General features: G+C 69.2%; 16 protein-coding genes. 7 read left to right on the forward strand and 9 right to left on the reverse strand.

Annotated elements, in window-relative coordinates; translation table 11 throughout:
* Positions 1 to 34 precede the first annotated feature (34 nt).
* From ACL00U_RS09275 to sufB, 3 genes are read right to left on the reverse strand one after another with little or no spacing between them, the layout of a single operon-like run.
* Positions 35 to 361 (reverse strand): non-heme iron oxygenase ferredoxin subunit, encoded by a 327-nt coding sequence (locus ACL00U_RS09275; RefSeq protein ID WP_017887268.1) that lies wholly within the window; start codon positions 359 to 361, stop codon positions 35 to 37.
* On the reverse strand, positions 361 to 1,686 hold the full coding sequence (sufD, locus tag ACL00U_RS09280; protein WP_017887267.1) for a Fe-S cluster assembly protein SufD: 1,326 nt from the start codon (positions 1,684 to 1,686) through the stop codon (positions 361 to 363). Before sufD ends, ACL00U_RS09275 begins: the two co-directional genes overlap by 1 nt.
* Entirely contained in the window at positions 1,687 to 3,105 is a 1,419-nt protein-coding gene (sufB, locus tag ACL00U_RS09285) for a Fe-S cluster assembly protein SufB (RefSeq protein WP_017887266.1), read from the reverse strand. It abuts the gene before it with no gap.
* A 251-nt stretch (positions 3,106 to 3,356) separates the two neighbouring features.
* Between sufB and ACL00U_RS09290 the strand changes: the two genes are divergently transcribed.
* Positions 3,357 to 4,331, forward strand: coding sequence for a COX15/CtaA family protein (locus ACL00U_RS09290; RefSeq protein WP_017887265.1), 975 nt, complete (start codon positions 3,357 to 3,359; stop codon positions 4,329 to 4,331).
* Between the two features lie 412 nt (positions 4,332 to 4,743).
* Here the strand turns inward: ACL00U_RS09290 and ACL00U_RS09295 are convergent, their stop codons facing one another.
* Positions 4,744 to 5,670, reverse strand: coding sequence for a heme o synthase (locus ACL00U_RS09295; protein WP_017887264.1), 927 nt, complete (start codon positions 5,668 to 5,670; stop codon positions 4,744 to 4,746).
* A gap of 424 nt (positions 5,671 to 6,094) precedes the next feature.
* Between ACL00U_RS09295 and tkt the strand changes: the two genes are divergently transcribed.
* From tkt to pgl, 6 genes are all read left to right on the forward strand, one after another.
* A complete protein-coding gene (gene tkt, locus ACL00U_RS09300) occupies positions 6,095 to 8,188 on the forward strand; it encodes a transketolase (protein WP_017887263.1) in 2,094 nt (697 codons plus the stop codon).
* Between the two features lie 138 nt (positions 8,189 to 8,326).
* Entirely contained in the window at positions 8,327 to 9,439 is a 1,113-nt protein-coding gene (tal, locus tag ACL00U_RS09305; RefSeq protein ID WP_017887262.1) for a transaldolase, read from the forward strand.
* Positions 9,439 to 11,037, forward strand: a complete 1,599-nt coding sequence (locus ACL00U_RS09310) for a hypothetical protein (RefSeq protein WP_017887261.1) — start codon at positions 9,439 to 9,441, stop codon at positions 11,035 to 11,037. Before tal ends, ACL00U_RS09310 begins: the two co-directional genes overlap by 1 nt.
* A gap of 22 nt (positions 11,038 to 11,059) precedes the next feature.
* Positions 11,060 to 12,598, forward strand: coding sequence for a glucose-6-phosphate dehydrogenase (zwf, locus tag ACL00U_RS09315; RefSeq protein WP_017887260.1), 1,539 nt, complete (start codon positions 11,060 to 11,062; stop codon positions 12,596 to 12,598).
* On the forward strand, positions 12,595 to 13,539 hold the full coding sequence (locus tag ACL00U_RS09320; protein ID WP_027465684.1) for a glucose-6-phosphate dehydrogenase assembly protein OpcA: 945 nt from the start codon (positions 12,595 to 12,597) through the stop codon (positions 13,537 to 13,539). The genes zwf and ACL00U_RS09320 overlap by 4 nt, the downstream gene beginning before the upstream one ends.
* Positions 13,540 to 13,639: 100 nt before the next feature.
* Complete coding sequence (gene pgl, locus ACL00U_RS09325) at positions 13,640 to 14,410, forward strand: 6-phosphogluconolactonase (RefSeq protein ID WP_412873323.1); 771 nt, start codon at positions 13,640 to 13,642, stop codon at positions 14,408 to 14,410.
* Between the two features lie 299 nt (positions 14,411 to 14,709).
* Here pgl and ACL00U_RS09330 read toward each other — a convergent pair whose 3' ends face one another.
* The 5 genes from ACL00U_RS09330 to gap form a co-directional block, all read right to left on the reverse strand.
* A complete protein-coding gene (locus ACL00U_RS09330; protein ID WP_027465686.1) occupies positions 14,710 to 15,078 on the reverse strand; it encodes an RNA polymerase-binding protein RbpA in 369 nt (122 codons plus the stop codon).
* A gap of 3 nt (positions 15,079 to 15,081) precedes the next feature.
* The gene (gene secG / locus ACL00U_RS09335; RefSeq protein WP_017887256.1) at positions 15,082 to 15,333 is read right to left on the reverse strand and encodes a preprotein translocase subunit SecG; all 252 of its coding nucleotides are present in this window, start codon (positions 15,331 to 15,333) and stop codon (positions 15,082 to 15,084) included.
* Positions 15,334 to 15,441: 108 nt separating this feature from the next.
* Entirely contained in the window at positions 15,442 to 16,221 is a 780-nt protein-coding gene (gene tpiA, locus ACL00U_RS09340; RefSeq protein WP_031259782.1) for a triose-phosphate isomerase, read from the reverse strand.
* On the reverse strand, positions 16,218 to 17,435 hold the full coding sequence (locus ACL00U_RS09345) for a phosphoglycerate kinase (RefSeq protein WP_017887254.1): 1,218 nt from the start codon (positions 17,433 to 17,435) through the stop codon (positions 16,218 to 16,220). The genes tpiA and ACL00U_RS09345 overlap by 4 nt, the downstream gene beginning before the upstream one ends.
* A 3-nt stretch (positions 17,436 to 17,438) precedes the next feature.
* Positions 17,439 to 18,443: a type I glyceraldehyde-3-phosphate dehydrogenase gene (gap, locus tag ACL00U_RS09350; protein WP_017887253.1), complete on the reverse strand. Its 1,005-nt coding sequence runs from the start codon at positions 18,441 to 18,443 to the stop codon at positions 17,439 to 17,441.
* Positions 18,444 to 18,615 lie beyond the last annotated feature (172 nt).

An 18,615-nucleotide genomic window follows, 5' to 3' on the forward strand; every position in this document is an offset into this window, starting at 1 on the left:
GGTGCGGCGTCAGCCGCGGGAAGTGTTGGGGTGCTCAGTCGACCGGGACGACGTCCTGGACGTCGACGTAGACGTCGCCGTCGCGGACCTCGACCCGGAAGACCGGGACGGGCTCGTAGGCCGGGAAGTTCTGCGGCTTGCCGGTGGTCAGCGAGAAGCGGGACCCGTGGGCCCAGCACTCCAGCGAGTCACCCTCGACGAAGCCCTCGGCCAGCGAGATGTCGCCGTGCGTGCAGGTGTCGCCGATGGCGTGGACCGTGCCGGACGAGTCCTTCACGATCGCGACCGCCGTGCCACCGACGACCACCCGCATCGGGCTGTCCACCGCGATGTCGGCTTCGGCGCAGACCTTCTCGGCCATCAGGCGTTGGCCTGCGGAGCGGCGGTCTGCGGTGCGGGTGCCTGCGGCGCGGCGGCCGGCTCGGCGCCGGACTCGGCCGGTGCCGCGATGACCGAACGGCCCTCGGCGAGTTCCTGCTCGACCGCGGCGATGAGGCGTTCCTCGAGCTCGGGCGCACCGATCTTCTGGATCACCTCGACCAGGAAGCCGAGCACGACGAGACGCCGCGCTTCTTCTTCCGGGACTCCGCGGGACTGCAGGTAGAACAGCTGCTCGTCGTCGAAGCGACCGGTGGCACTCGCGTGACCGGCACCCTCGATGTTGCCCGTCTCGATCTCGAGGTTCGGGATGCTGTCGGCACGGGTGCCGTCCGTCAGCACGAGGTTGCGGTTCTGCTCGTACGAGTCGGTCCCGTCACCGGCGCGACCGATCAGGACGTCACCGATCCAGACGGTGTGCGCGCCCTGGCCCTGCAGCGCACCCTTGTAGTTGACCCGACCGCGCGTGTTCGGCGCGTCGTGGTTCACGTAGACCTGCTGCTCGATGTACTGGCCGGCGTCGGCGAAGTACACGCCGTACATCTCGGTGTCGGCACCCTGCGCACCGAGGTGCGTCGAGGGGTTGACCCGGATGACGTCGCCGCCGAGCGAGACCACGACGTGCTTGAGGAAGGCATCGCGCCCGACCTCGGCGAAGTGCGTCGACACGTGCACCGCGTCGTCGTCCCAGTCCTGCAGGCTGACGACGGTCAGTCGTGCGTTCTGCTGCGCGACGATCTCGATGTTCTCGCTCAGCAGGGCGCTGCCGCGGTTGTCGAGCACGACGATGCCCTGCGCGTTCGGCTCGGCCGTGATGACCGTGTGCGCGGCGCGGGGCTGCGACCCGAAGTCGGAGCGGGTCACCGTGATGAACTCGTGCGCTTCGGTGGCCTTGATCGTGATCGCCAGGACCGCGTCACGGGCGCTCCAGGCCGCGGCCGCCGCGCGGTCTTCGGGCAGGCCGGCGGTGCCGACGCGGGGGTCGTCGCTGCGACCCCACTCGACGTCGGCGCCCTCGGACTGGCGGGCGAGGTACGGGTAGGCGGATCCGTCGAGCGGGCCGTCCAGCAGCGGCTGGAGCTTGGTCAGCGGCGCGAACTTCCAGTTGACCTCTCGGCCGGTGACCTTCGGGAACGCCTCGACGTCGCCGGACTGGAACCGCTCGGAGCGGGTCTGGACCGGCACCTTCTTGTCGGGGGCGTCCCAGCCGCCGTCGGAGTGGGCTCCGGCGCCGTGCTGGGTGCCGCCCTGCGCTGCGGCAGCGGGCTCGATCGGCTGGTCGATGTGGGGAGGGGTGGTGCTGGACATCTAGCCGACGGATCCTTCCATGCTCATCTCGATGAGCTTGTTGAGTTCGAGTGCGTACTCCATCGGGAGCTCGCGGGCGATCGGCTCGATGAAACCACGGACGATCATCGCCATCGCCTCGTCCTCGGCCATGCCGCGGGACATGAGGTAGAAGAGCTGCTCCTCGCTGACACGCGAGACCGTGGCCTCGTGCCCCAGCTGCACGTCGTCGACACGGATGTCGATCGCCGGGTACGTGTCGCTCCGGCTGATCGTGTCGACGAGCAGGGCGTCACAGCGCACGGTGTTGGCCGCGTGGTGCGCGCCCGGGTCGACCCGGACCTCGCCGCGGTACCCGGCACGACCGCCGCCACGGGCGATCGACTTGGAGACGATCGAGGACGTCGTGTACGGCGCCATGTGGATCATCTTCGCGCCGGCGTCCTGGTGCTGGCCGGGGCCCGCGAAGGCCACGGAGAGCGTCTCGCCCTTGGCGTGCTCCCCGGCGAGGTAGATCGACGGGTACTTCATCGTGACCTTGGAGCCGATGTTGCCGTCGATCCACTCCATCGTCGCGCCTTCGTGCGCGATCGCACGCTTCGTGACGAGGTTGTAGACGTTGTTCGACCAGTTCTGGATCGTCGTGTAGCGAACGCGGGCGTTCTTCTTCACGATGATCTCGACGACGGCCGAGTGCAGCGAGTCGGACTTGTAGATCGGAGCGGTGCAGCCCTCGATGTAGTGGACGTACGAGTCCTCGTCCGCGATGATCAGCGTCCGCTCGAACTGACCCATGTTCTCGGTGTTGATCCGGAAGTAGGCCTGCAGCGGGATCTCGACGTGGACGCCCTTGGGGACGTAGACGAACGACCCACCGGACCAGACGGCCGTGTTCAGCGCGGCGAACTTGTTGTCGCCGGCCGGGATCACGGTGCCGAAGTACTCCTCGAACAGCTCCGGGTGCTCACGGAGCGCCGTGTCGGTGTCCATGAAGATGACGCCCTGCTGCTCCAGGTCCTCGCGGATCTGGTGGTACACGACCTCGGACTCGTACTGCGCGGCGACGCCGGCGACCAGGCGCTGGCGCTCGGCCTCGGGGATGCCGAGCTTCTCGTAGGTCGCACGGATGTCCTCGGGGAGGTCTTCCCACGACTGCGCCTGCTTCTCGGTGGAGCGCACGAAGTACTTGATGTTGTCGAAGTCGATGCCCGTCAGGTCGGCACCCCACGTCGGCATCGGCTTGCGGCCGAAGAGCGACAGCCCCTTGAGGCGGTTCTTCAGCATCCACTCGGGCTCGTCCTTGAGGTTCGAGATGTCGGTGACGACCTCTTCCGAGATCCCACGACGGGCGGAGGACCCTGCCGAGTCGGAGTCGGACCAGCCGAACTCGTATTGGCCGAGCCCTTCGAGCTCGGGACGGTCGATGAGCACGTCGGACATGGTCTCCTCGTTTCCTTCTCGCGGGACAGCGTTACAGGTGTCAACCCGTGGCGTCTGGACGCCATTCCACCGTGGACCGCTGACATGCGGACCCGGTGCTGCTCCCTCGCAACGACTATGGTTCCACGCAGTCCGTGGAGTGATCGGCGATCTCGGCCCATTCGGAGCCGGCGCCTGCCTAGACTTGACTGCTGCTGAACCCTCGAATCCTACAGGTTCACTGCACGGAACAACAGGAAGGCACCACCCTCGTGACACGCGTCGGATCCCCCGTCGAGCAGGATCTCCGGACCGGACGGTGGTGGTCGCTCCCCCGTGCGGTCGACCGCCGCGTCGTCGCACTGGCCTGGGCGTCCTTCGTGGTCGAGGTCGTGCTGATCGGCACAGGCGGCCTGGTCCGCCTCACCGCGTCGGGCCTCGGATGCCCCACCTGGCCCAAGTGCACGGCGGATTCGCTGGTCTCCACGCCGGAGATGGGCGTCCACGGCATCATCGAGTTCGGCAACCGTCTGCTGACCTTCGTGCTCGTGATCGTGGCCGTCGCGATGTTCCTGGCGGTCGTCCGGATGCTCCGCACGCGGCCGGAACTGTTCTGGTTGGCGTTCGCTCAGGGCGTCGCGATCCCGGTGCAGGCCGTGATCGGCGGCATGAGCGTGTGGACGAACCTGAACCCCTTCGTGGTCGGACTGCACTTCGTCGTCTCCGCCGCGCTCACCTCGGTGACCGCTGCCCTGGTCTACCGCACCGTGCACGGCCCCCGCACGACCGAGCGGCTCGTCCCCGGCTGGTACACCGGCGTCGTCCGCGGCACCGTCGCCGCCGTCGTCGTGACCGTGCTCGTCGGCATCCTGACCACCGGCAGCGGCCCGCACGCCGGCGCTGACGAAGCGGTCGACGGCGGACGCCTGCACCGCACCGGGTTCGACCCCGCGGTCATGGAGCACGTGCACGCCTGGCCGGCGTACGCCCTCTTCGCGCTCACCCTGGTGCTCGTCATCGGAGCCGTCCGCCTGGGCAGGCCGAGCAAGTGGCCGTTGCTGCTGCTCGTCGTCGAGTTCCTGCAGATCGCGGTCGGCCTCACGCAGGCACGCACCGGTCTGCCCGTCGGGCTCGTCGGCACGCACATGGTGCTCGCCGGGCTCCTCGTGGGCGCCGTCACCGCCGTGGTGCTGTCCACGCGGGCATCGGCCGGTCGCGACGCCGTCCGGGAGCCCATCGTCGCCTGACGCCCGGGCGCGTCGCGCGCTCGACACCCGTTCTCCGACACCCCACGAGTCGTTCGACTCGTGGGGTGTCGCGTTTGTGGTGGTCGGCCGGACACCCCGTCGGACCGAGCCCGCATTACGTGTGCTCCCCAGCCAGTCGCGTCCGCGCCGCGGCAGACGCGCCGCGCGCCGGACGGGAGGCCCGTGGCGGGCCCGCACCGCGCCTCCAGGCCGCCGCGTGCCGAGCACAAGACGCCGGTGTCCTGCCGAGACGCCGCCGAACGCGCGAGACGCCGCCGGATTCGGCGGCGTCTCGTCGGGGTGGCGGCGTCCTGCGGACACGACGGCGTCTTGCCAATACGACGGCGTCAACCGGACACGACGGCGTCCTGCGGACCGAGCACGCGCCTGCGGCGGCGCCGGCGCGACCGCCCTAGAAGGTGAAGACCTGCGGCAGCAGCGGGTCGATGCCCACCGCGATGAAGAGCAGCGTCAGGTACGTGATCGAGCTGTGGAAGACCCGCATCGGATGCACGTGCTCGACGTGCTGGATCGCCCGCGAGTACAGGCGGTGCGACTCGACGACGAACCAGATGCCACCGGCCAGCGCGACCACCGTGTACAGCGGACCCATGTGCCCGACGGGGATGAGCAGGAGCGAGCAGACGAGGGTCGCCCAGGCGTACAGGACGACCTGCAGGCCGACGACGGTCCGACCACGTACGACGGCGAGCATCGGCACGTCGGCGGCGTCGTAGTCGTCCCGGTACTTCATCGACAGCGGCCAGTAGTGCGGCGGCGTCCAGAGGAAGATCACCATGAACAGGATGACGGGGGTCCAGGTCAGCGATCCGGTGACACCCGCCCAGCCGATGAGCACGGGCATGCAGCCGGCCGAGCCACCCCAGACGATGTTCTGCGGCGTGCGGCGCTTGAGCCACAGCGTGTAGACGAACACGTAGATCAGGATCGCGATGACGCTGAGCGCCGCCGCGAGCCAGTTCACCAGGAAGCCGAGCACCGCCGTCGAGAGGACGCCGAGGATCCACGAGAACACGAGGGCTTCACGGTCGGAGAGTTCGCCGGTGACCAGCGGCCGGGTGCTCGTCCGCTTCATGAGCCGGTCGATATCGCGGTCGATGTAGCAGTTGAAGGCCGACGCCGAACCGGCCGACATCGCTCCGCCGAGCATCGTCCAGAAGACGAGCCACAGGTCGGGGACGCCGCGCTCGGCGAGGAACATCGTCGGGGCCGTGGTGACGAGCAGCAGCTCCATCACGCGCGGCTTCGTCAACGAGACGTACGCACGGACCTTGCGGGACAGCGGCGATCGGGGTCGATCGGTGTCGGGCCGGGTCACGGTGGCAGTCGGCAAGGGAACCTCAGTCTGTTCGCATCAGCTCGCACACTCGGTGGACGACTGCGGCGGCGTCCGGGCATGCGCTGACCCGGAATGTCCACGGGTCCCGATCAGTTTACGGGATGGAAGCGCCGCAACGGTGCCCCGCTCCGACATCCCGGCGTGATCCGGACGCGTTCGACACGCCCGGATCGACCGTCGTCGGCCACCCCGGTGTGAACATCGGGGGTCACCTGAACCCCTTCTGAGTACCGGGTCACTATGCTGGACACGCCCTCCCGCAGTGCGCGCCCCGATGACGTCGGCCGCGATGAGCCGGTCGGCCGCCGCTAGACGGCGACACGACTCGGCCCCGGGATGGCCACATGTCCGTGCGATGGCACGAGCCCTCGCACATGTCGCATCAAGAAGGGTCAACATCCAAGTGGCTGAATTCACCTGGGACGCCATCGACCGGAAGGCCGTCGACACGGCCCGCGTTCTCGCCGCCGACTCGGTCGAGGCCGCCGGCAACGGTCACCCCGGCACCGCGATGAGCCTTGCTCCGCTCGCCCACCTGCTCTTCCAGAAGGTGATGCGTCGCGACCCCAGCGACGCCACCTGGATCGGCCGCGACCGCTTCATCCTCTCCGCCGGTCACGCCTCGATCCTCCAGTACGTGCAGTTCTACCTGCACGGCTACGGGCTCGAGCTCGAGGACCTGCAGCACCTGCGCAAGTGGGGCTCGAAGACCCCGGGTCACCCGGAGTACGGCCACACCGACGGTGTCGAGATCACCACGGGCCCGCTCGGCCAGGGCCTCGCGTCCTCGGTCGGCTTCGCCTACGCCCAGCGCTTCGAGCGCGGCCTGTTCGACCCGGAGACCCCGGCCGGCCAGTCGCCGTTCGACCACTTCACCTACGTGATCGCCGGCGACGGTGACATGCAGGAGGGCGTGACCAACGAAGCGGGTTCGCTCGCCGGTCGCCAGCAGCTCGGCAACCTCATCGCGTTCTACGACTCGAACCAGATCTCGATCGAGGACAACACCGACATCGCGTTCTCCGAGAGCGTCCCCGAGCGCTACGAGGCGCTCGGCTGGCACGTCCAGATCGTCGACTGGAAGAAGAACGGCGAGTACTCCGAGGACGCCGAGGAGCTCCACGCCGCGATCGAGGCCGCCAAGCAGGTCACCGACAAGCCGTCGCTCATCGTCCTCAAGACGATCATCGGCTGGCCGTCGCCGACCAAGCAGAACTCGGGCAAGATCCACGGTTCAGCGCTCGGCGCCGACGAGATCAAGGGCCTCAAGGAGATCCTCGGTTTCGACACCGACAAGACCTTCGAGGTCGCTCCCGAGGTCCTCGAGTACACCCGCGGCGCCGTCGCCAAGGGCCAGGCCGAGCACGCCGAGTGGCAGAAGTCCTTCGACGCGTGGGCCGCAGCCAACGCCGACAAGAAGGCACTGTTCGACCGCGTCCAGTCGAAGGAGCTCCCGGAGGGCCTCGAAGCAGCGCTCCCGGTCTTCCCGGCGGACAAGGCCGTCTCGACCCGTGCCGCTTCCGGCAAGGTCATCAACGCCATCGCGCCGCTGATGCCCGAGTTCTGGGGCGGTTCGGCCGACCTCGCCGAGTCGAACCTCACCACGATCGAGGGTGCCAAGTCCTTCGGTCCGGCCGAGGCCTCGACCTCGACGTGGAGCACCGACCCGTACGGCCGCGTGCTGCACTTCGGCATCCGCGAGCACGCCATGGGCTCGATCCTCAACGGCATCGTCCTGCACGGGAACACCCGCCCCTTCGGCGGCACGTTCCTCATCTTCAGCGACTACATGCGTCCGGCGGTCCGTCTCGCCGCGCTCATGCAGGCGCCGGCGATCTACGTCTGGACCCACGACTCCGTCGCCCTCGGCGAGGACGGCCCGACGCACCAGCCGATCGAGCAGGTCTCGTCGCTGCGTGCGATCCCGGGTCTCGACGTCGTCCGTCCGGCCGACGCCAACGAGGTCGCGTACGCGTGGCTCGAGATGCTCAAGCACACCGACCGCCCGGCCGGCATCGCGCTGAGCCGTCAGAACCTGCCGGTGTTCGAGCGTGGCGAGGGCGACGCCTCGGGCGAGGTCTTCGCTTCGGCGAAGAACGTCGCCAAGGGTGCCTACGTCCTGGCCGAGGCGCCCAACGGCACCCCGGACGTCATCCTCATCGCGACCGGTTCCGAGGTCCAGATCGCGGTCGAGGCTCGCGAGCAGCTCAAGGCCGAGGGCATCAACGCCCGCGTCGTGAGCGCCCCGTCGATCGAGTGGTTCCGCGCCCAGTCCGAGAACTACCAGGACCAGGTGCTCCCGAAGGACGTCACCGCTCGCGTGTCGGTCGAGGCCGGCATCGCCATGAGCTGGCGCGACATCGTCGGCGACAAGGGCCGCAGCGTCTCGATCGAGCACTTCGGTGCCTCGGCCGACTACCAGACGCTCTTCAAGGAGTTCGGCTTCACGACGGAGCACGTCGTGGCCGCCGCGAAGGAATCGATCGCAGCTTCCTGACCTGCAAGGGCCGGGTCCGGTTTCCGGATCCGGCCCTTCTTCCGGGAGGCCCGGCTCGGTTCCGCCACGGGCCTCCCGTCCCCGAAACCCCGACTCACGGTCCTCACGGACCCGTCGATGAAAGAAGAAGAGAAACACATGGCTGAGAACACCCCCACCGCCGCCCTCTCCGCGGTCGGCGTGAGCATCTGGCTCGACGACCTCTCCCGCGAGCTCCTCGAGACCGGCAAGCTCACCGAGCTCATCGAGCAGAAGAACGTCGTCGGTGTGACGACGAACCCGACGATCTTCGCGTCGGCCCTCGCCAAGGGCGAGCGCTACGACGCGCAGGTCAAGGAGCTCGCCGCTGCGGGCACCGACGTGACCGACGCGATCTTCGCGATCACCACGCAGGACGTCGCGAACGCATCCGACGTCTTCAAGCCGATCTACGACGAGACCAAGGGCTTCGACGGCCGCGTCTCGATCGAGGTCGAGCCGGGTCTGGCGCACGACACCGCCAAGACCATCGAGCAGGCCAAGTTCCTGTTCGAGAAGGTCGGCAAGGAGAACGTCCTCATCAAGATCCCGGCGACGCTCGAGGGTCTCGAGGCGATCACCGAGGTCATCGGCGCGGGCATCTCCGTCAACGTCACGCTGATCTTCTCGCTCGAGCGCTACCGCGCCGTCATCGACGCCTACCTCGGTGGGCTCGAGAAGGCCAAGGCCGCCGGCCACGACCTCTCCAAGATCCACTCGGTCGCGTCGTTCTTCGTGTCGCGCGTCGACTCCGAGATCGACAAGCGCCTGGACGCCGTCGGCACCGACGAGGCCAAGGCCCTGAAGTCGAAGGCCGGCATCGCCAACGCGCAGCTCGCCTACCAGGTCTGGACCGAGGCGTTCGCCTCCGAGCGCGCCCTGGGCCTGCTCGAGTCCGGTGCCAACACGCAGCGTCCGCTCTGGGCCTCGACCGGTGTCAAGGACCCGTCGCTCCCCGACACGCTCTACGTGACCGAGCTCGCCGCCCCGAACACCGTCAACACGATGCCGGGCAAGACGCTCGACGCCACGTTCGACCACGGTGAGATCCACGGCGACGCCATCGCCGGCACCTTCGACCAGGCGCAGCAGGTCCTCGACCAGCTCGCCGCGCAGGGTGTCGACTACGACGAGGTCGTCGCGCTGCTCGAGAAGGAGGGCGTGGACAAGTTCAACGTCTCCTGGGGCGAGCTCGTCGACACCGTCAAGGCAGCGCTCGAGGGCGCCAAGTAGTGACGGTTTCCATCGCAGCCAGCGGCGACGCCGCGCGGGCCATCGAACAGGTGGTCCCGCGGCTCGTCGCTGACCTGGTGGCCTCGGGCATCACCGCCCAGGACGCCGATCTGTGGGGAGCCACCGCCGAGGCCGAGGCGTCGAAGCGCCTCGGTTGGGTGGAGGCCGTCTCGGTCTCCCGCCCGCTCGTCGCCGAGGTGACCGCGCTGCGCGAGTCGCTCCGTGCCGAAGGGGTCGACCATGTCGTCCTCGCCGGCATGGGCGGCTCGTCGCTCGCACCCGAGGTCATCACGCGCACGGCCGGTGTCCCCCTCACGGTCCTCGACTCGACCGATCCCGCGCAGGTCCACGCCGCCGTGACGACCGACCTCGAGCGCACCGTGCTCGTCGTCTCGTCGAAGTCCGGTTCGACGCTCGAGACCGATTCGCAGCGCCGGGTCTACGAGCAGGCGTTCCGCGACGCCGGCATCGACCCGGCCGGCCGCATCGTCGTCGTCACCGACCCGGGCTCCGCGCTCGAGGCAGCCGCGACCGACGCCGGGTACCGCGTCTTCACTGCCGACCCGACCGTCGGCGGCCGCTACTCCGCGCTCACCGCCTTCGGCCTCGTGCCGTCCGGTCTCGCCGGAGCGGACATCGCCGAGCTCCTCGACGAAGCCGACGCCATCTCCGCGCTGCTCTCGGTCGACCTGGACGAGAACCCCGGGCTCGTGCTCGGTGCGGTCCTCGCCGGCACCGAGCCGCTGCGCGACAAGATCGCCATCGTGCCCGACGGCACGCACATCGTCGGTTTCGGCGACTGGGTCGAACAGCTGATCGCGGAGTCGACCGGCAAGGACGGCCGCGGCCTGCTGCCCGTCGTGCTGCACGCGGACTCCCCCGAGGTCACCGCCGGCCTGCCCGACGTCCAGGTCATCCGCCTGGTCGGTTCGCGCGAGGACGAGCGTCACGTGGCCGAGGGCGAGGTCGAGATCACCGGCACGCTCGGCGGCCAGATCCTCGTCTGGGAGTACGCCGTCGCGGTCGCCGGTCGCCTGCTCGGCATCAACCCGTTCGACCAGCCCGACGTCGAGGCCGCCAAGGTCGCGACGCGCGCACTGCTCGACGACCGCCCCGCAGCGGCCGAGCCGGCGTTCTCCGAGGACGGCATCGCCGTCCGCGCGACGCCCGGACTCGCCATCGGTGCGACGCTCTCGGAAGCCGTGTCGGGCCTGGTGTCCGCACTCGACCCGACCGGCTACGTGTCGGTGCAGGCGTACGTCGACCGCACCGCGAACAGCGGCCTCGAGTCGCTGCGCGACGCGATCGCGGCGCGCACGGAACGCCCTGTCACCTTCGGGTACGGCCCGCGGTTCCTGCACTCGACCGGCCAGTACCACAAGGGCGGCCCCGCAACGGGAGTGTTCCTGCAGATCGTGGCCGACGAAGCCGAGGACCTGGCGATCCCGGGTCGGCCGTTCACGTTCGGGCAGCTCCTCCAGGCCCAGGCGGCCGGTGACGCGAGTGTCCTCGCCGAACACGGCCGACCGGTCCTCACCCTCACCACGTCGGACGTCCTCGCCGCCACCGCGGCGATCGCGGCCGCCGTCTCCCCCTGACTCGTAAGGAGTTCACCGACTCATGTCACCGGTGGCAATCACCCCGGAGCACAACCCGCTCCGGCTGCCGACGGATCGTCGACTGAACCGGATCGCGGGACCGAGCACGCTCATCATCTTCGGCGTGACGGGCGACCTGTCACGCAAGAAGCTGATGCCCGCGGTCTACGACCTGGCCAACCGGGGGCTCCTGCCCCCGGGGTTCGCGCTCGTCGGGTTCGCTCGTCGCGACTGGGAGGACCAAGACTTCTCCCAGCTCGTGCACGACGCCGTCAAGGAGCACTCCCGCACCCCGTTCGACGAGGACGTCTGGCGTCAGCTCGAACAGGGCATCCGCTTCGTGCAGGGCTCGTTCGACGACCCCGAGGCGTTCCGCGAGCTCAAGCGCACCGTCGACGACCTCGACGCCGAGCGCGGGACGCTGGGCAACCACGCGTTCTACCTGTCCATCCCACCCAAGATGTTCCCGGTCGTCACCGAGCAGCTCAAGCTGTCCGGGCTGACCGAGAAGCGCGAGGGCTCCTGGAGCCGCGTGGTCGTCGAGAAGCCGTTCGGCTCCGACCTCCGCACCGCGCGCGAGCTCAACGCGATCGTCGAGAGCGTCTTCGCTCCCGACGACGTGTTCCGCATCGACCACTACCTCGGCAAGGAGACCGTCCAGAACCTCCTGACGCTCCGGTTCGCGAACCAGATGTACGAACCCATCTGGAACTCGAACTACGTCGACCACGTGCAGATCACGATGGCCGAGGACATCGGCGTCGCCGGACGAGCCGCGTACTACGACGGCATCGGCGCGGCGCGCGACGTCATCCAGAACCACCTGCTGCAGCTCCTCGCGCTCACCGCGATGGAGGAGCCCGTCTCGTTCAAGGCCGCGGACCTGCGCGCCGAGAAGGAGAAGGTGCTCTCCGCCGTGCGTCTGCCCGAGGACCTCTCCACCGCAACCGCCCGCGGGCAGTACGCCGGTGGGTGGCAGGGCGGCGAGAAGGTGCTCGGCTTCCTCGAGGAAGGCGGCATGGACCCCGAGTCCGGCACCGAGACCTACGCGGCGATCAAGCTCGACATCGCCACGCGTCGCTGGCAGGGCGTCCCGTTCTACCTGCGCGCCGGCAAGCGTCTCGGCCGTCGTGTGACCGAGATCGCGATCGTGTTCAAGCGCGTCCCCGAGGACGTCTACGGCAACTCGCAGTCCCCGCTCGGGCAGAACGCCCTGGTGATCCGCGTCCAGCCGGACGAGGGCGTCACGCTCCGCTTCGGCTCGAAGGTCCCGGGCGTCGGCACCCAGGTGCGCGACGTGACGATGGACTTCGGCTACGGCCACGCGTTCACCGAGGCATCCCCCGAGGCGTACGAGCGACTCATCCTCGATGTGCTCCTCGGTGACCCGCCGCTGTTCCCGCGGCACCAGGAGGTCGAGCTGTCCTGGAAGATCCTCGACCCCATCGAGGAGTTCTGGGCCACGCAGGGCCAGCCCGAGCAGTACCGTCCCGGCACGTGGGGTCCGGCATCCGCCGATGCCCTGCTCGCCCGCGACGGTCGGACCTGGAGGCGTCCGTGAAGATCGACATGCCCGACACCACGGTGTCGAAGATCCAGAAGAAGCTCGTCCGCATCCGCGAAGAGGGCGGCGCCGTCGCCCTCGGCCGGGTGCTGACCCTCATCATCTCGACGGCCCTCGGCCACGAGGAAGAGGCGATCGAGGCGGCGAACGAAGCGTCCCGCGAGCACCCGATGCGCGTGATCATCGTCTCGAAGAACAGCGGTGACACGAAGTCCCCCGGGCGCCTCGACGCGCAGATCCGTGTCGGCAGCGACGCGGGTGCGAGCGAGGTCATCGTCCTCCGTGCGTACGGCGAGACCGCGACCGACGAGGAGAGCCTGGTCACCGGGCTCCTGCTGCCGGACGCACCCGTCGTGGCCTGGTGGCCGCAGACGGCTCCGGAGCAGCCCGCGGCGTCGGCCCTGGGCCGCATCGCGCAGCGCCGGATCACCGACGCTGCCGCGCAGAAGGACCCGAACGGTGCGATCGAGGCCCTCGGCGCGTCCTACGTGCCGGGTGACACCGACTTCGCCTGGACCCGTCTCACCCTGTGGCGGAACCAGCTCGCCGCGGCGCTCGACCAGCCACCGTACGAGCCGATCACCGCGGTCGAGGTCTCCGGAGCGTCCGACAGCCCGTCGACGATCCTGCTCGCCGCCTGGCTGCAGCTGCAGCTCCAGGTGCCGGTGTCCGTCGTCACGTCGCCCCGTGCGACGGGGTCGAGCGGTATCCACGGCGTGAAGCTCGTCCGCGAGTCCGGGACCATCGAGCTCGAGCGTTCCCTGGTGGACGTCGCCACGCTCTCGATGCCCGGGCAGCCGACGCACGACCTGTCGCTGCCACGCCGCAACCTGCGTGACTGCCTGGCCGAGGAACTCCGTAGACTCGACCCGGACGTCCTCTTCGGAGACGTCGTCAAGCACGGGGTGCCCCAGCTGCGCGAGACCATCGCCCGCTGATCCACACCCCACACGGTCGGGCCGTCTGTCTGGTGCAGGCGGCCCGACCGGACCGAAGGCGGTCGGACGACCGGTCGGCCGCCACGAACACGGGAGTCACGTGACCAACGAACGGCGGGTGCTCGTGCACCCCGACAAGCAGGCCCTCGGCGCTTCGGTCGCCGCACGCTTCATCACCAAGATCATCGACGTGCTCGACGAGCAGGAGCGTGCCGACATCGCGATCAGCGGTGGCTCGGTGTCGTCCCTCGTCCTCGCCGCGATCGGCCAATCGCCGGCGCGCGAGAGCGTCGACTGGTCGAAGGTGCACGTCTGGTGGGTCGACGAGCGCTGGGTCCCGTCGGACGACGCCGACCGCAACACCACCGGCACGCAGACCGACTTCTTCGACCACGTGGACATCCCCGCGTCGAACATCCACCCGATGCCGGCCTCGGACGGCGGGCTTGACATCGAGGCCGCTGCGAGCCGGTACGAGCGTGAGCTGCAGGACGCCGCGCCCGAGGGTGCCGTTGCTCCGCGTTTCGACATCACCCTGCTGGGTGTCGGCCCGGACGGACACACCGCGTCGCTCTTCCCGGAGTTCCCGCAGCTCACCGTCACCGACCGCGCTGTCGTGTCGGTGGACGACTCCCCCAAGCCGCCGCAGCAGCGCTTGACCGTCACCTACCCGGTGATCAACGCCTCGCAGCGCGTCTGGGTCATCCTGTCCGGCGCCGAGAAGGCGTCGGTGCTGGGGCTCGCCCTCGCCGGCGCGTCGGTCGACGACGTCCCCGTCGGAGGCGTGCAGGGCCGCAAGCGCACCGTCTTCTTCGTCGACCAGGACGCCGCCCGCGACGTCCCCGAGAACCTGATCGCGTCGACGTACTAGACGCGCGTTCCTGACGGACAGGAGGCCCGGTGCCAGCTGGCACCGGGCCTCCTGTCCGTCAGTGGTCGCGCCCACCGCCCGCGGTCTCGACACCCCGCCGTCGCGATACCGGGCGGTCACGAACTGTCGCCCGCGCGCGCCGCAGGCGACACGACGTGCAACCCCGGCGCACCGCACGCGGCATCTCGTGACCACTCCACTCGACGAGCCGGCTCCCCGCGCGCCCTCCTCCCCCGACGGACGGACGCACGAAGGCCCCCACACCATCCGGTGCGGGGGCCTTCGTCAGTGTGTGGGCGCTACGCCTTCTTCGCCGCGGTGCCGCGACGCTCGCGGAGCTGCTGCAGCGCGTCTTCGAGGAGCTGCGCTGCCTCTTCCTCGGTGCGGCGTTCCTTCACGTACGCGAGGTGGGTCTTGTAGGGCTCCGTCTTGGAGACCACGGGAGGGTTCTCCTTGTCGCGCCCAGCCGGGAGACCACTCGACGGCGAGTCCACCGTCTCGGGGATCTCCTCGTCGGGGAGGTTGGCGGCGAAGTACCGCACGACCTCGTTGCCGAGGGCGTCCCAGTACGAGATCGCCACGCGCTCGGCCTGGACCCCGCGGTCCTGTTCGCCCATCGGTCCCGCGCCGACGCGAGACCCTCGGATTGCACTGCCTCCGCTTGCCATGGATCAGACCCCCGCCGTGAACTTGTTGATGAGACCGAGCACGATGATGGAAACGATCCAGACCAGACCGAGGATCACCGTGATGCGGTTGAGGTTGCGCTCGGCCACGCCGGACGCACCGAGGTTGCTCGTGACCCCACCGCCGAACATGTCGGAGAGGCCACCACCGCGGCCCTTGTGCAGCAGGATGAGGAGCGTGAGCAGGAGGCTCGTGATTGCGAGCAGGACCTGCAGCACGACGGAGAGTATCGCCACGACGTACCTTTCGTGTCAGTCAGCCGTACCAGTGTACCGGCCGCGCGGAGCACGGCCGGTACCTGGACGGGAGTGGTGCGGACGACTGCCCGCGACGACGCCTGTGGACTACAGCCCGACGTGCTGACGGAACCGCGCGATGGCCGCGAACTCCTGCACGTCGAGCGAAGCGCCACCGACGAGCGCGCCGTCGATGTCGGGCTCGCGGAGGAACCCCGCGATGTTGCCGGACTTGACCGAGCCGCCGTAGAGCACCCGGGTGTCCGCAGCGGCCTGGTCGCCCCAGGCAGCAGCGATGCCGCGACGGATGGCCGCACACTCGTCCTGCGCCTGCTCGGCCGTGGCCGCCTGGCCGGACCCGATGGCCCAGACCGGCTCGTACGCCACGACGATGTCGGCCGGCTTGACCGCGTCGAGCACGACGCGGAGCTGCTCGACCGGCACGACACCGGCGCCGCGCTCCTCGCGCTGCTCGCCGGTCTCGCCGACGCACACCACGGGGACGAGGCCGTGCTTGACTGCCGCTGCGGTCTTCGCCGCGACGACCTCGTCGGTCTCACCGTGCAGCGTGCGCCGCTCGGAGTGGCCGACGATGACGTACTGGGCGTCGAGCGCCGCCAGGAACGCGCCGGAGACGTCACCGGTGTAGGCACCGGAGTCGAACTGCGACAGGTCCTGCGCACCGAAGTGGATCGGCAGCTTGTCGGCCGAGATGAGCGTCTGCACGCTCCGCAGGTCCGTGAACGGCGGGAAGACCGCGACCTCGACGTCGTCGAAGTCGTGCCGGGCGTCCTTGAGGGTCCACGCGAGCTTCTGCACCGTGGCGATGGCCTGGAGGTGGTCCAGGTTCATCTTCCAGTTGCCCGCGATCAACGGAGTCCGGGTCATGCTGTCCACCCCAGTGCTTCGAGACCAGGCAGCGACTTGCCCTCGAGGAACTCGAGGCTCGCACCGCCACCGGTCGAGATGTGGCCGAACTGGTCGTCCGAGAAGCCGAGCGAGCGCACGGCGGCAGCGGAGTCGCCACCACCGACGACGCCGAGGCCGTCGACCTCGGTGAGCGCCTGCGCGACGGTCTTCGTGCCGGCGGCGAAGGCCGGGAACTCGAACACGCCCATCGGGCCGTTCCAGAACACGGTCTTCGAACCCGAGACGGCCGAGGCGAACCGCGCTGCGGTCTCCGGGCCGATGTCGAGGCCGATGCCGTCCGCTCCGAACGACGAGGACTCGATGGCGTCCGCCGCGACGGTCTCGTGGTCGGCGTCGGCCGCGAAGCCGGATGCCACCACGACGTCGGTCGGCAGGTCGATGGTGACGCCGAGCTCCTTCGCACGCGAGAGGTACTCGCGGACGACGTCGAGCTGGTCGGCTTCGAGCAGCGACTTCGCGACCCCGTGGCCCTGGGCCGCGAGGAAGGTGAAGAGCATGCCGCCGCCGATGCACAGCGTGTCGACCTTCGGCAGGATGTGGTCGATGACACCGAGCTTGTCGCTGACCTTCGACCCGCCGAGCACGACCGTGTACGGCCGTTCCGGCGAGGTGGTCAGCCGCTCGAGCACCCGCAGTTCGGTCTCGATGAGCGACCCGGCCGCGCTGGGCAGCGCGGACGCGAGCTCGTAGACCGAGGCCTGCTTGCGGTGCACGACACCGAAGCCGTCGGAGACGAAGGCGTCACCGAGGGCCGCGATGCGGTCCGCGAAGGCGCTCCGCGCGGCGGCGTCCTTCGAGGTCTCCTCCGGGTTGAACCGGAGGTTCTCGAGCAGCAGGACGTCGCCGTCCTCGAGGGCCTCGGCCGCGGCGGTCGCTTCGTCGCCGACGGTCTCGCCGACGAACGTGACCTCTTTGCCGAGCAGCTCGGAGAGCCGCTGGGCGACCGGCGCGAGCGAGAACTCGGGCTTGGGCTCCCCGTCGGGGCGACCCAGGTGCGAGATCACGATGACGCGCGCGCCGGCGTTGACGAGGGTGTTCAGGGTGGTCAGCGACGCCCGCACGCGGCCGTCGTCCGTGATGGTGCCGTCCTTGAGCGGGACGTTCAGGTCACAACGGACGACGACACGCTTGCCGGCGAGGTCGCCGAGGTCCTCGAGGGTGCGGAGGGCCATGTGTTACAGACGCTCGCCGACGTACTCGGTGAGGTCGACGAGGCGGTTCGAGTAGCCCCACTCGTTGTCGTACCACGAGGTGATCTTCACGAGGCCGCCGATGACCTTGGTCAGGCCGGAGTCGTAGATCGAGGAGTGCGGGTCCGTGGTGATGTCGGTCGACACCAGCGGGTCCTCGCTGTAGAGCAGGATGCCCTTGAGGGGACCTTCTGCGGCCTCCTTGTAGGCGGCGTTGATCTCGTCGACGGTGACCTCGGACTTGGTCTCGAGGGTGAGGTCGGTGATCGAGCCGGTGGGGACCGGGACGCGCAGGGCGAAGCCGTCGAGCTTGCCGGCGAGCTCCGGCATGACCTGGCCGATGGCCTTGGCGGCACCGGTCGAGGTCGGGACGATGTTCAGCGCGGCGGCGCGGGCACGACGGGGGTCCTTGTGCGGGCCGTCCTGCAGGTTCTGGTCGGCGGTGTAGGCGTGCACCGTCGTCATGAGGCCACGCTCGATGCCGAACTTGTCGTGGAACACCTTGGCGAGCGGCGCGAGGCTGTTCGTGGTGCAGGACGCGTTCGAGATGATGTGGTGGTTCGCAGCGTCGTACTGGTCCTCGTTCACGCCGAGCACGATGGTGACGTCGTCACCCGAGGCCGGGGCGGAGATGATGACCTTCTTGGCACCGGCGTCGATGTGCTTCTGCGCGTCGGCGGCCTTGGTGAAGAACCCGGTGGACTCGATGACGATGTCGACACCCAGCTCGCCCCAGGGCAGGTTGGCGGGGTCGCGCTCGGCGAGGACCTTGATGGCCTTGCCGTCGACGACGATGTTGTCGCCGTCGAGCTCGACGGAGACGCCGAGACGACCCGTGATGGAGTCGAACTTCAGCAGGTTGGCGAGCGACGCGTTGTCGGTGAGGTCGTTCACCGCCACGATCTCGAGGTCGGAGCCCTTCGCGAGGGCGGCCCGGAAGAAGTTACGGCCGATGCGGCCGAAGCCGTTGATACCGATCTTGACGGTCAATGGATCTCCTGGTGAGTGTGGAGCGCCCAGGGGGCGCTGCTTTCGGGAGTCGCGCACCCTGGCGGGCCCGCGTGTGGTGGACGATACGCCCCGTAACGTCGCCGTAACGACCCTAGCAGTCGGACACTGCGTGCCCGAGCGGGATGACGGTCCGTCCGGACGGTCGCCGACC

Origin of the sequence: Curtobacterium poinsettiae, from assembly GCF_047226435.1 — a bacterium.
Lineage (GTDB): Bacteria > Actinomycetota > Actinomycetes > Actinomycetales > Microbacteriaceae > Curtobacterium > Curtobacterium poinsettiae.